Raw genomic sequence first — 12,006 nt, 5'->3', positions numbered from 1 at the left:
TCAGCTTCGCCGGGCGAGCAGGTCCTTGAGCTGGCGCGTGTGCCGGCGGCTGACCTGCAGCTCGGTCCCGCGGGAGGCGCCGCCGACGACGACCGAGCAGCGTCCGGCCTCCGACCGCACCTCGGTCACGTGGGCGAGGTTGACGAGGAGCGAGCGGTGGATGCGTACGAACCGGGCCGAGGCCCACTCCTGCTCGAGCTGGGTCAGCGGGACCCGCACGAGGTGGGAGGCGTCGGCGGTGTGCAGCCGGGCGTAGTCGCCCTGTGCCTCGACGTGGGTGATCTGGGAGCGCCATACGAAGCGGGTGACGCCGCCGAGCTCGACCGGGATCTGTACGTCACCGCTCGGCTCCTCCTCCGGCACGCTGCCCATCAGCCGGGTGACGGTCTCCGCCAGCCGCTCGGCGCGGACCGGCTTGAGCACGTAGTCGACCGCACGCAGGTCGAACGCCTCCAGCGCGTGCTCCTCGTGAGCGGTCACGAACACGACCGCCGGCGGCGTCTTGAACCGCGCCAGCAGCCGGGCCAGCTCCAGCCCGTTCAGGCCGGGCATCTGGATGTCGAGGAACACCGCGTCCACGCCCGAGCCCTGCAGCTGCTGCAGCCCGTCGGTCGCGTTCAGGCAGGTGCGCACCTCCGCCACCCGGGCGTCCTGGGTGAGCAGGTAGGAGAGCTCGTCGGCCGCCGGCGGCTCGTCGTCGACGACCAGGATGCGGAGCCGGCCTCCCGGCGCCCCCTGGCGCGCGGCGAATGCTTGGGTGGATCGGCCCGTCATGTGTGCACTCCTGGGGCGAACTTCGGGATTCGGAGGATGACCTTCGTGCCGGCACCCGGGGCGGTCTCGACGACCAGACCGTAGTCGTCGCCGTAGGCGTTGCGGAGCCGGGCGTCGACGTTGCCCAGGCCGACCGAGTCGGCGCCGCCGGCCAGCGCGTTGCGCACCTTCTCCGGGTCCTCGCCGGCGCCGTCGTCCTCGACCTCGATCACGCACTCGGTGCCGCTGTCGGCGGCCCGGATGGAGATGTGGCCGGTCTGCGCGTCGGCCAGACCGTGGCGTACGGCGTTCTCGACCAGCGGCTGCAGGCACAGGAACGGGACCGCGATCGGCAGCACCTCGGGTGCCACCGAGAGCCGCACCGAGAGCCGCTCGCCGAACCGGGCCTGCTCCAGCAGGAGGTAGCGCTCCACGGAGCGGAGCTCCTCGGACAGCGTGGTGTATTCGCCGTGGGTCCGGAAGGAGTAGCGGGTGAAGTCCGCGAACTCCAGCAGCAGCTCGCGCGCACGCTCCGGATCGGTGCGTACGAAGCTGGCGATCGCCCCCAGCGAGTTGTAGATGAAGTGCGGGCTGATCTGAGCGCGCAGCGCGCGCACCTCGGCCTCCATCAGGCGCCGCCGAGACGCGTCGAGCTCGGCGAGCTCCAGCTGACCGGAGACCCACGTCGCGACCTCGTCGGTGGCGCGGACCATCATCGCCGAGGTGTCCGGGGCGTACGCCTGCAGCGTGCCGACCAGGTGGTCGTCGACGACCAGCGGGCTGACCACGGCGGAGTGCAGCGGGCAGCCGGCCTGACCGCACTCCAGGTCGACGCGGTCGTAGAACCTGGTCGCGCCGCGCTCCAGCGTCCCCTCGGCCAGCTTGGTCGCGTGCTCCTGGTGGTGGGTGCCGATGCCTTCCCAGGCGAGCAGACCGTCGGTGTCGGTGATCGCGAGCGCGGGAGCGGCCAGGAGCGCCTGCAGGTGCGGGGCGGCGCGCTCGGCGCTGTCGACGGTCAGGCCGCCACGCAGCGCAGGGCTCGCCAGCGATGCGTTGTGGAGGGTGCGGAAGGTCGCCCGGTCGGCCTCGGTGCCCAGGTGAGTGCCCAGCGGGGTGCGCAGCCAGCGCCGCATCCGCGCTCCTTCCCTCCGGTGGATCAGACCTCCAGTGTGACGACGCACACGGTATCTGTCACCCGCCGATGTACGTTGGCAGCATGCGATTGAGTCGAGTGATCCCGGGTCTCCTGGCCGTCGGCGTGGCGGGCGCGGGGGCCGCCTTCGTGATCGGCATGCGCAACAAGTCGCCGTGGCTTCAGGACCGCATCCGCGCCTTCTCGAAGCGATTCGCCTCCGAGGCCCTGAAGACCGCCGGGATGGAGGGCGTCACCAACGGCGTCGTCCTCCACGTCGGCCGCGCGAGCGGACGGGAGTACGCCACTCCGGTCACGCCGTTCCCGACCCCCGACGGCTTCGTCATCAATCTGCCCTACACCTCGAAGGTCGACTGGGCCCAGAACGTGCTGGCCGCCAACTCGGCCACGATCGTCCACGACGGCGTCGACCACCGGGTCACCGACCCGCGCGTTGTGCCGTACGCCGAGGTCGCGCCTCTGCTTCCCAAGGGCGCCGGCGTCTTCCGCGCCGTCTTCGACGTCCAGGAGTTCCTCCGCGTCACCAACGTGGACTGAGGTCATCGTCGGGTTGGCGGGACTCGAACCCGCGATCGCCTGGACCCAACCCAGGAGGGATAGCCGCTTCCCCACAACCCGTGCAGTGTCTTCACGGGCGCGGTCGCTGCTGCATGTCACCCACCGTAGACAGGCCTGGAGCCGGAACGCACACGATTTATCGGCGGTAGGTTGCGACGCGTGGGATATGAGCTGAGGGACCGGTTGGTGGTCGGGATCGCGTCGAGCGCGCTCTTCGACCTCACCGAGTCGGATGCGTACTTCCGCGAGCACGGTGAAAGCGCCTACCGCCGCTACCAGGACGACCGCATCGACGATCCGCTCGCACCGGGGGTCGCCTTCCCGTTCATCAAGCGGCTGCTGAGCCTCAACGACCTGGCGCCCGACGCCGACGACGGTCTCGTCGAGGTGATCGTGGTCTCGCGCAACGATCCCAACACCGGGCTGCGGGTGATGCGCTCGATCGAGCACCACGGCCTTCCGATGACCCGCGCGGTCTTCACCCAGGGCCGCTCGCCCCACCCCTACATCGGCGCGCTCGACATGTCGCTGTTCCTCAGCGGCAACCGCGAGGACGTCATCGCGGCCAGCCGCGAAGGGTTCCCGGCCGGGCATGTGCTGCCGTCGGCGGCGACGTACGACGAGACGGACCGCTCCGTCGTCGTCGCCTTCGACTTCGACGGTGTGCTCGCCGACGACGGCTCCGAGCGGGTCTTCCGCGAGGAGGGGATCGAGCGTTACCGGGTCTATGAGGCGAGCCGGAAGGCCGAGCCGCTCGAGCCCGGGCCGCTGCAGCCGCTGCTGCGCGACCTCAACCGGATCCAGCGGATCGAGGAGCAGCGCCGCCTGGAGTCCCCTGGATACGAGCCGCGGCTGCGGATCGCGCTGGTCACCGCCCGCGGCGCTCCGGCCCACGAGCGGGCGATCCGGTCGCTGCAGTCCTGGGACGTCCATGTCAACGAGGCCTTCTTCCTCGGCGGCGTGGAGAAGGTGCGCGTGCTCGAGGTGCTCCGCCCGCTGATCTTCTTCGACGACCAGACGACCCACCTGGACGAGGCGGTCGGGTCGATCGCCGGGGTCCACGTCCCCTACGGCGTGGCCAACGCCGACGACGTTCCCGCTGGTCAATAGCGCTTTACAGTTCATCCACAGGAGGTTCTCATCTGGTGGATGGGCCCTCGCATATGTCACCCTGGGCGGAGTTGTACAGATTCTGTTCACTTGAGAAGTGCGAGGAGTTCACTCGATGACTTCGGCTATGTGTGCCAAGTGCACCGAAGACGAGGAGATCCGGGTTCTCTCGCGTTCGGTGGGGGGCCGCCGGCGGTTGATGTGCTGCAGGTGCGGGTACGCGTGGGAGAGCGGGCGCTCCGGCCCCGCCCGGAGGACCGGCCTGAGCGGCCTGTTCGGAGCGGCCTGAGTCGCCTCCGGCGTACGTTTCACGGCGTCGCCGCCTGACGTTCACCTCGCGCGGGCGCACGGGTGATGTGGAGTGGCTTGAGTAGGGCCGAGACCTGTCTCGGGATCCCCTACCAAGCTCCGAGGAGTACCACCATGCCTGCATCCCGTCGCTCTCTGATCGCCGGTGGCGCTGCCGCCGGCGTCGGGATCGCGATTGCCGGGAACATGCCCGCGCTCGCCGAATCCACCCCCGGTGCCACCGCAAGGAACGGGCGCGGATCCGGTGGCGCCGGAACGTACGCGCCCACCCCGTACGAGGCCTTCCCGCCGCTCGTCGACGACCCCGACGGGATCCTGGCGCTGGCCGAGGGCTTCTCGTACACGATCATCACCCGCGCGGGCGTCTCCAAGCTCGACAGCGGCGAGCTGACCCCGGGCGCCCACGACGGCAACGCGGTCTTCGCCGGCCGTCGCCGCGGCACCTACACGGTGATCCAGAACCACGAGCTCGGCCGCAACGCGACGTACGGCGTCCCGCACGTCGAGGGCACGGTCTACGACCCGGGCGCGACCGCCGCCGGCGGCTGCACCGTGATCACCACCAACGCGCGCGGCGAGAACCTCGGCGAGTTCGTCGGCATCTCCGGCACGCTCACCAACTGCGCCGGCGGCCCGACCCCGTGGGGGACCTGGCTGACCTGCGAGGAGACCGAGACGCGTTCGGGGAACGGCTACCAGAAGGACCACGGGTACGTCTTCGAGGTCTTCCCCGACGGCCGCAAGCTGCCGCTCCCGATCAAGGCCTTCGGTCGCTACGCCCACGAGGCGCTCGCGATCGACGAGGACCGCCGCCACGTCTACCTCTCCGAGGACGCCTCCGGGCCGAACGGGCTGTTCTACCGCTGGAAGGCTCCGCGCGGCTACAAGCTCGGGCCCGGGATCGCGGAGGACCTGGCCGACGACGCCGGCGAGCTCGGTGCGATGGCGATCATCCTGCCCGACGGCTCGATCCTGCCCGACGTGGCCTACCTGACCTCCACCCAGCTCAACCGGCCGTTCCCGGTCCGCTGGATCCCGGTGCCCGACCGCGATGCGCGCGAGGTGTCGACCCGGAAGCAGTTCGCCACCGGCGAGGTGACCCGCGGAAAGAAGTTCGAGGGCGTGTGGGGCACCGACGAGGGCGTCTACGTCGTCAACTCCTACGCCGGTGAGGACAGCTCCGACCTGCCGGCCGACGCGGTCCCGCACGACGGCATGGTGTGGTTCTACAACTACAAGAACGAGACCATCCAGCTGGTGACGTACTTCCCCCACAACGACGAGGCGTGGGAGAACGACCGTCCCGCCTACGACGACCTGGTCTTCGACGGCCCGGACAACGTCACCGTCACGCCGTGGGGCTCGCTGGTGCTCGCCGAGGACGGCTCTGGCTCCTCCCACGTGCTGGGCTCGTTCCCCGGCGGCCCGACGTACGCCATCGCGCGCAACCAGCTCAACGACTCCGAGTTCTGCGGACCGGCGTTCTCGCCGGACGGCAAGGTGCTCTTCGTCAACATGCAGTCCCCGGGGCTGACGCTGGCCATCACCGGCCCGTGGGAGCGCTACCTCGGCTGAGGCCCAGGGCGAACACGTACGCGGTGGGCGGCTCGGGCCGCCCGCCGCCTACGTTTCACGGCGCCGTCGCCTGAGGTTCATCTCGGGCGCGCGCGCAGGTGTTGCGGAGTGGCTTGGGTTGAGGGCTGAGACCTGTCTCGGGATCCCCTACCTTCGCTCGAGGAGTTCAACCCATGCCTGCAACTCGACGCTCCCTGCTCACCGGAGGAGCCGCGACCGGGGTCGGCCTGGCCGTTGCCGGTGCCGTTCCCGCTCTCGCCGAGGCGAAGCCCGCGCGGCCCGGCACCCCGGGACGCAAGCGTGCCCGCGAGCCGTTCCCGCCGCTCGTGGACGACCCCAAGGGGATCCTCGCGCTGGCCGAGGGGTTCGCGTACGCCATCGTCACCTCCGCCGGTGAGACGACCCTGAAGACGGGGGAGGAGACGCCGTCCAACCACGACGGGATGATGGTGCTCGGTGGCAGGCGCGGGCGCTACACGCTCATCCAGAACCACGAGATCGAGCCCGGGGAGGGCGTACCGGTGCCGCTCGTCGAGGGCACCGTCTACGACCCGGGCGCGCCGTCGGGTGGCTGCACCGTGATCACCACCGACGCGGGCGGGGCCAACTTCGGCGAGTTCGTCGCGATCTCCGGCACCTCCACCAACTGCGCCGGCGGCCCGACGCCGTGGGGGACCTGGCTGACCTGCGAGGAGACCGTCAACGACGCCGGTGAGGAGTGGGAGGGCGAGGACGGCAGCACGGGGGTCTACGAGAAGGACCACGGCTACGTCTTCGAGGTCTGGGCCGACGGCTCGGCCGACCCGCGCCCGATCAAGGCCTTCGGCCGCTACGACCACGAGGCCCTCGCGATCGACAGGACCAGGACGAAGGTGTTCCTCTCCGAGGATGCCGACGAGCCCAACGGGCTCTTCTACCGCTGGACCGCCCCTGCCGGCGTGAGGCTCGGTCCGGGCGTGCTCACCGAGCTGGCGGACGACGCCGGCACGCTCGCCGCGATGCAGATCATCCTGCCCGACGGCTCGGTGCTGCCCGACGTGGCCTACCTGACCTCGGCCCAGATGGGCCAGCCCTTCCCGGTGACGTGGAAGACCGTCCCCGAGCGCGACGCGCAGTCGACTCCCTGTCGGGAGCAGTTCGCCGACGGCGAGGTCACCCGGGGGCGCAAGTTCGAGGGTGTGTGGGGCACCGACGAGGGTGTCTACGTGGTCAACTCCTACGCGTGGGAGGACACCGATCTCCCCGCCGACGCCAGCCCGCACGACGGCATGGTCTGGTTCTACGACTACGCGGCCGAGACCATCCAGCTGGTGACGTACTTCCCGCACCAGACGCAGTCCGAGGACGATGCCCCGGCGCCGAAGTACACCGACCTCACCTTCGACGGCCCCGACAACGTCACCGTCACCCCCTGGGGCTCGCTGGTGCTCGCCGAGGACGGCACCGGCGCCTCGCACGTGCTCGGCGCGTTCCCCGGCGGCCCGGCGTACGCCATCGCCCGCAACGACCTCAACGACTCCGAGTTCTGCGGCCCGTGCTTCTCGCCCGACGGCAAGGTCCTCTTCGTCAACATGCAGGACCCCGGCTACACCCTGGCCATCACCGGCCCGTGGGAGCGCTACCTCGGCTGAGGATCAGGAGAGAAGACGTACGCGGAGGGCAGCCCTGGCCGCCCGCCGCGTACGCAGGTGGTCAAGCGACCTGGCATCAGCGCGACCGAGCCAATGCGCGGCGGCAAGCGTCGAGTCATACTCTTCGGTGGCCAGAACCTCATTGCCCGCTTCGGTCTCGTAGAGGGAATCGCTGACCTCTGCGGAGTCGGAGTACCACGACAGCACGACGCCGATGTCTTGGGCGTCCGCGAGCCCCAGGTCGAGCGGTGCTGCGAGATCAAGCTTCATGGTCACGCAGCACCTGTGCGATGGTGCGTAGGCGCGGGTCTCCGGTTGCCAAGAGGTCGGCGTAGACAAGTGGCCACGGGCTGAGTCGACGCGGCTCGGCTGGGGCGTTCTTCCGCACCGGGATCGCTCCAGAACTTCCGGCGTACGAACACGTTCATGGTGCCGTCGGTGCGCCAGCGGTTCAAGATCGGCAGGCTTGGCCCGTCCGGTTGCGTGAGGTCGTCGACGTCGATGTCCCCGTGGAAGCCGGCAAGCCGTAGCCGAGGGCGCGAGTCCGCTGGGGAGCGCCGCGGCCCAGTGATCGAGAAGGGCGCCGTTCCTCCTCCCGGGCGTGGGCAAGTCGTAGCCCGACCCGTGCAGCAGCCGCAGCGTGTCGTTCACCAGACTCACCGATACGCCGCTGCGTACTGAACGCCGGCGCGACGAAGAGCGTCCGCGGTCTTCGGCGGGATGCTCTGAGTCCAGAGCAACAGGGGACGATCTCCGGCGAGGACCAGTGCTCCTCGAGCGTCGGCCAGTCGGGGTCGATGGTCATCATCACGTCCGTTCAGTATTTGCTGCTGTTCAGACCAACTGAACAGCAGCAAATACTGAACACCCTTCGTTTGCGTGTCAGCCCAGGTTGACCAGCTTCCCGGCCGGCGCCGAACTGCCGTCGGTGCCGGAGAGGACGTCGATCGTGGCGACCACGCCCCACCTGGTCCACTCGACCGCCCCTGGAGTCGGCGGTGAAGCCTTGGTCCAGCGGTGGCCGTGGCGTACGGCGGTGATCTTGTTGCCGAACATCTCGGCCACGTAGATCGTGCCGTGCGGACTCACCGCGACACCGGTGGCGCCGAGGAAGCCCTTGGCGACCTGCTTCTTGTGTCCCGTCCTGGCGTCGATCTTGAAGACGCTGCCGCGAGGACCGAGCTCAGGACCCTCCGGTCCGCCCGGCAGGCTGGACACGTAGAGACGTCCGTGGTGGCTGGTCTCGACGTCGGTCGGGACTCCCTCGAAGTAGTAGGTCCGGCCCTCGAAGCACGGGTCGAGCCCGAAGCCGGCGACCACCTCCGGGGTGAACGTGTACGGGATCCCCGGCAGGGTCGCGACGGTCCGGATGTGACCGTGCGAGGAGACCGACAGGATGCTGTTGCCGCCGGCGTCCGCGACGTAGGTGCGGTCGTGCGTGAGCGCGGTGGCGTACGGGTGCGAGTCGATGCCGCCCTTGTAGGCCGCGGGCGCGCCGATGTCGGCCGGCCACTTCGCGTTGCAGTCGGTGTCGCCGTCGCGGAACCCGTAGGACGTACGGCCGTCTGGGTTTCGCTTCGTCTCGTAGGCGTGCAGATCGGCGACCGTCTTGACCTTGCCCGAGGGGTAGAGCCGCTTCAGCCAGCTGCCCGTGTTCTCGAAGGTCTCGCGGTTGGACCGGGTGACCACGAAGGTCACCACGCCGTCGCGGACCGAGAGCCCGCCGACCTCGTAGCCGTTCGGATCGGTGTAGACGACCTTCGGCGACTTGCCCGGCCGGACCTTCAGGATCTGCCCGGCGAAGTTCGAGGAGACGTACGCCGTCCCGTCCTCGCCCACCGCCGCGCTGAGCGGGGAGAGCAGGCCGGACGCGAGTACGCCCTTGGGCAGCTTGGGTTTCGAGTGAGCCTGTGCTGCCGGGGTGGTGGCGATGAGCGCCGCGCCGAGGATCAGTGCGACAGCCGCCGTCAGACACCTTGGAAGTCTGGACATTGTGTGTCCTCCTTGTGTTGTCTGTATCGACCGGCGACCGCGTCGTCGCCGGTCGTTGTTCAGTCTCATTGCCTCCGGTGGCGATCGAATCGCCCGGTTTGGGTAACGCCTTTCTCGGTGGCAGCGGTGAGGTTGTGAGCCCTGTGAGGTCGTGAGAGGAAGTTGACGGGCCTGCGCGCGAGGGTTGGCGCCTGCTGAAACGTGGGCTGGCGATGGTGAGTGGCATCTCGCCGACCGCCCGCACCTGAGGAGCCCACATGAGCCGCCGCCACTGGATCGACGACTGGCGTCCGGAGGACGCCACCTTCTGGGAGGAGACCGGGGCGAAGACCGCCCGCCGCAACCTGATCTGGTCGATCTTCGCCGAGCACCTCGGCTTCTCGGTCTGGCTGATCTGGTCGGTCTCCTCGGCCTTCCTGGTCGCTCAGGGCTTCGACTTCACGCCGTCGCAGCTCTTCTTCCTGATCGCCATCCCGAACCTGGTCGGCTCGCTGCTGCGGGTGCCCTACACCCTCGCGGTGCCGAAGTTCGGCGGCCGCAACTGGACGATGATGTCGGCCGCGCTGCTGCTCGTGCCGACCCTCGGGTTCGCGTACGCCGTCACGCAGCCGTCCACCCCCTACTGGGTCTTCTGTCTGATCGCCGCCACCGCCGGCCTCGGTGGCGGGAACTTCGCCTCCTCGATGGCCAACATCAACTTCTTCTACCCCGCCTCGAAGAAGGGTGCGGCACTCGGCCTCAACGCCGCCGGCGGCAACCTCGGCGTCGCCCTCATCCAGTTCCTGCTGCCGGTCATCGTCGGCGGTGCGGGCATCTTCGGGCTGGTCAAGGCCTCGTCCGGTGGCATCCACCTGGAGCGGGCGGCGTTCGTCTACGCGGCGCTGGCCGTCATCGCGATCCTCGCGGCCTTCTTCTTCATGGACAACATCAGCTCCGCCAAGTCGCCCGTGCGTGAGCAGCTCTCGGTGGTGAAGTCGAAGCAGACCTGGATCATGTCGTTCCTCTACATCGGCACCTTCGGCTCCTTCATCGGCTACTCCGCCGCGATGCCGCTGCTGATCAAGCTGAACTTCTGGGTGCCCGAGCCCGCGCCGCTCGGCACCGGCATCTACTTCGCCTACTTCGCCTTCCTGGGCGCGCTGGTCGGCTCCGCGACGCGGCCGTTCGGTGGCTGGCTCGCCGACCGCTTCGGCGGTGCGAAGGTCACGCTCGGCGCGTTCGTCGGGATGGTCGTCTTCACCCTTGCCGTGCTGTGGACGCTGATGCAGCTCACCCCGAACCCGGACGCCTCGCCCGCCATCGCGCAGGCGAACCAGGCATGGTTCCCCGCCTTCCTGGGCTTCTTCATGCTGGTCTTCGCCTCGACCGGCATCGGCAACGGGTCGACGTACAAGATGATCCCGTCGATCTTCCGTCGCGAGGCCGAGCTGGCCACCACCCCGGGGACCACCGAGCGGGACGCCGCGCTCGTCGGCGCGACCAAGAAGTCCTCCGCCGCGGTCGGCATCATCGGTGCCGTCGGCGCGGTCGGTGGCTTCCTCATCCCGATCGCCTTCAACAGCCCCTGGGTCGACAACCCCCTCGACGCCACGAAGTCGGCGTTCGTCGCCTTCACCGTCTTCTACGCCATCTGCGCCCTGGTCACCTTCGTGGTCTACCTGCGGCCGCAGGGTGCGCGGGTGGGGGAGCTGGCCGACGTACGGATCTGACGGTTCCGGCCCCTGTAACACGTCGTTCGTAGGACTTCTCGCCCGTTCAGATAGGGCGAGTAGTCCTACGAACAGCGTGTTACAGGGCGCGACTCGCGTTCACGCCAGTCCGATCGCCGCCTCAGCAGCCGCCAGGACCGGCGCGGTCGCGTCGCGGCACCTCTCGGCTCCGGCGGCGTACACCTGCGTCACGTACGTCCGGTCCGCGGCGAGCTCGCGGTAGCGCTTCTGGATCGGCTCGAGCTCGGCGACGACCGCGTCGGTGACCGCGGCCTTCAGGGCGCCGTAGCCCGACAGGCCCGCCGCCGATCCACCGCAGGCCTCGAGGATGTCGATCAGGTTGGTGACCCCCGGCCGCTCCTCGTCGCGGGAGACGTCCCCTGCGGAGTCGGTGACCGCGCGGGCCACCTTGCGGCGTACGGCATCGGGATCGTCCAGCAGGAAGATCGACCCCGGGTGCTCGTCTCCGGCCGACTTCGACATCTTGCGGGTCGGGTCGGCCAGATCCATGATCCGAGCCCCGGCCGCCGGATGGACCGCCTGGGGGACTGAGAAGACCCGGCCGTACGTCGTGTTGAACCGGATCGCGATGTCGCGGGCGAGCTCGACGTGCTGGCGCTGGTCGTCACCGACGGGCACCTCGGTCGCCCCGTAGAGCAGGATGTCGGCCGCCATCAGCACCGGATAGGTGAACAGCGACGCGCGCACCGATGCCCCGACCCGGCGGGACTTCTCTTTGAACTGGATCATCCGGCCCAGCTCGCCGGTGTGTGCGACGCACTCGAGCAGATAGCCGAGCGAGCGATGCGCGGGGACGTGGGACTGGATGAACAACGTGGCCGGTTCGAGCCCGGAGGCCATCAGGAGGAGGGCCATCTCCTCCGTTCGTGTACGCAGCACCGACGGTTCGTGCGGCAGCGTCAGCGCGTGCAGGTCGGAAAGCCCGTAGAAGGCCGAGGAGTCGGCCGTGGCGGCCATCTCGACAGGCTCGATACATCGCATCGGCCGCAGCGCGCCGAGCAGGTTGCCGAGGGTGAGTCGGCCGGAGGGAGTGATGAGGGAGAGTCGCTTCGTCATGATGGACCTTTCGGGTGGTGAGGCCCACGGGTCAGCGACGTCAGAAACGAAAGAGGCCGCCCGTGGGCGGCCTGATGTGAGTGCTCGACAAGAGGGTGGACCGCCTAGGAGGCGGACCACCACTGGGTGGAACGAATGC

11 protein-coding genes and 1 tRNA gene are annotated in these 12,006 nt (G+C 69.3%); 5 read left to right on the top strand and 7 right to left on the bottom strand.

The window, feature by feature from the left end:
• Both BLT25_RS05910 and BLT25_RS05905 read right to left on the bottom strand, forming a co-directional pair.
• Positions 1 to 774, bottom strand: coding sequence for a LytR/AlgR family response regulator transcription factor (locus BLT25_RS05910; RefSeq protein ID WP_091043171.1), 774 nt, complete (start codon positions 772 to 774; stop codon positions 1 to 3).
• Complete coding sequence (locus BLT25_RS05905) at positions 771 to 1,886, bottom strand: sensor histidine kinase (protein ID WP_091043168.1); 1,116 nt, start codon at positions 1,884 to 1,886, stop codon at positions 771 to 773. The genes BLT25_RS05910 and BLT25_RS05905 overlap by 4 nt, the downstream gene beginning before the upstream one ends.
• An 83-nt stretch (positions 1,887 to 1,969) precedes the next feature.
• Between BLT25_RS05905 and BLT25_RS05900 the strand changes: the two genes are divergently transcribed.
• Positions 1,970 to 2,443 (top strand): PNPOx family protein, encoded by a 474-nt coding sequence (locus tag BLT25_RS05900; protein WP_143033645.1) that lies wholly within the window; start codon positions 1,970 to 1,972, stop codon positions 2,441 to 2,443.
• An 8-nt stretch (positions 2,444 to 2,451) separates the two neighbouring features.
• Here BLT25_RS05900 and BLT25_RS05895 read toward each other — a convergent pair.
• Positions 2,452 to 2,524 (bottom strand) — tRNA-Pro (locus BLT25_RS05895).
• A gap of 99 nt (positions 2,525 to 2,623) precedes the next feature.
• Here BLT25_RS05895 and BLT25_RS05890 point away from each other — a divergent pair.
• The 3 genes from BLT25_RS05890 (at position 2,624) to BLT25_RS05880 (ending at position 7,089) form a co-directional block, all read left to right on the top strand.
• Positions 2,624 to 3,574, top strand: coding sequence for a 5'-nucleotidase (locus BLT25_RS05890; protein WP_091043163.1), 951 nt, complete (start codon positions 2,624 to 2,626; stop codon positions 3,572 to 3,574).
• A gap of 423 nt (positions 3,575 to 3,997) precedes the next feature.
• Positions 3,998 to 5,458: an alkaline phosphatase PhoX gene (locus BLT25_RS05885; protein ID WP_091043160.1), complete on the top strand. Its 1,461-nt coding sequence runs from the start codon at positions 3,998 to 4,000 to the stop codon at positions 5,456 to 5,458.
• A gap of 173 nt (positions 5,459 to 5,631) precedes the next feature.
• Complete coding sequence (locus BLT25_RS05880) at positions 5,632 to 7,089, top strand: alkaline phosphatase PhoX (protein ID WP_091043158.1); 1,458 nt, start codon at positions 5,632 to 5,634, stop codon at positions 7,087 to 7,089.
• A 3-nt stretch (positions 7,090 to 7,092) separates the two neighbouring features.
• Here the strand turns inward: BLT25_RS05880 and BLT25_RS05875 are convergent, their stop codons facing one another.
• From BLT25_RS05875 to BLT25_RS05865, 3 genes are all read right to left on the bottom strand, one after another.
• Positions 7,093 to 7,359: a hypothetical protein gene (locus BLT25_RS05875; RefSeq protein ID WP_091043155.1), complete on the bottom strand. Its 267-nt coding sequence runs from the start codon at positions 7,357 to 7,359 to the stop codon at positions 7,093 to 7,095.
• Positions 7,349 to 7,477 (bottom strand): type IV toxin-antitoxin system AbiEi family antitoxin, encoded by a 129-nt coding sequence (locus BLT25_RS30650; RefSeq protein ID WP_176883648.1) that lies wholly within the window; start codon positions 7,475 to 7,477, stop codon positions 7,349 to 7,351. Before BLT25_RS30650 ends, BLT25_RS05875 begins: the two co-directional genes overlap by 11 nt.
• Positions 7,478 to 7,971: 494 nt before the next feature.
• Positions 7,972 to 9,081 carry a ScyD/ScyE family protein gene (locus BLT25_RS05865; RefSeq protein WP_091043151.1) on the bottom strand — a complete coding sequence of 370 codons (1,110 nt, stop codon included), beginning with the start codon at positions 9,079 to 9,081 and terminating at the stop codon, positions 7,972 to 7,974.
• A gap of 257 nt (positions 9,082 to 9,338) precedes the next feature.
• Between BLT25_RS05865 and BLT25_RS05860 the strand changes: the two genes are divergently transcribed.
• Positions 9,339 to 10,790 carry an MFS transporter gene (locus tag BLT25_RS05860; RefSeq protein WP_091043149.1) on the top strand — a complete coding sequence of 484 codons (1,452 nt, stop codon included), beginning with the start codon at positions 9,339 to 9,341 and terminating at the stop codon, positions 10,788 to 10,790.
• 99 nt (positions 10,791 to 10,889) lie between these two features.
• Here the strand turns inward: BLT25_RS05860 and trpS are convergent, their stop codons facing one another.
• Positions 10,890 to 11,867, bottom strand: a complete 978-nt coding sequence (trpS, locus tag BLT25_RS05855) for a tryptophan--tRNA ligase (RefSeq protein ID WP_091043146.1) — start codon at positions 11,865 to 11,867, stop codon at positions 10,890 to 10,892.
• Between the last annotated feature and the right edge of the window lie 139 nt (positions 11,868 to 12,006).

It is taken from the genome of Nocardioides sp. YR527, assembly GCF_900101045.1.
Taxonomy (GTDB): domain Bacteria; phylum Actinomycetota; class Actinomycetes; order Propionibacteriales; family Nocardioidaceae; genus Nocardioides.
Note: the sequence above shows the minus strand (reverse complement) of the source record. Positions and strands in the feature narration are given on the sequence as shown.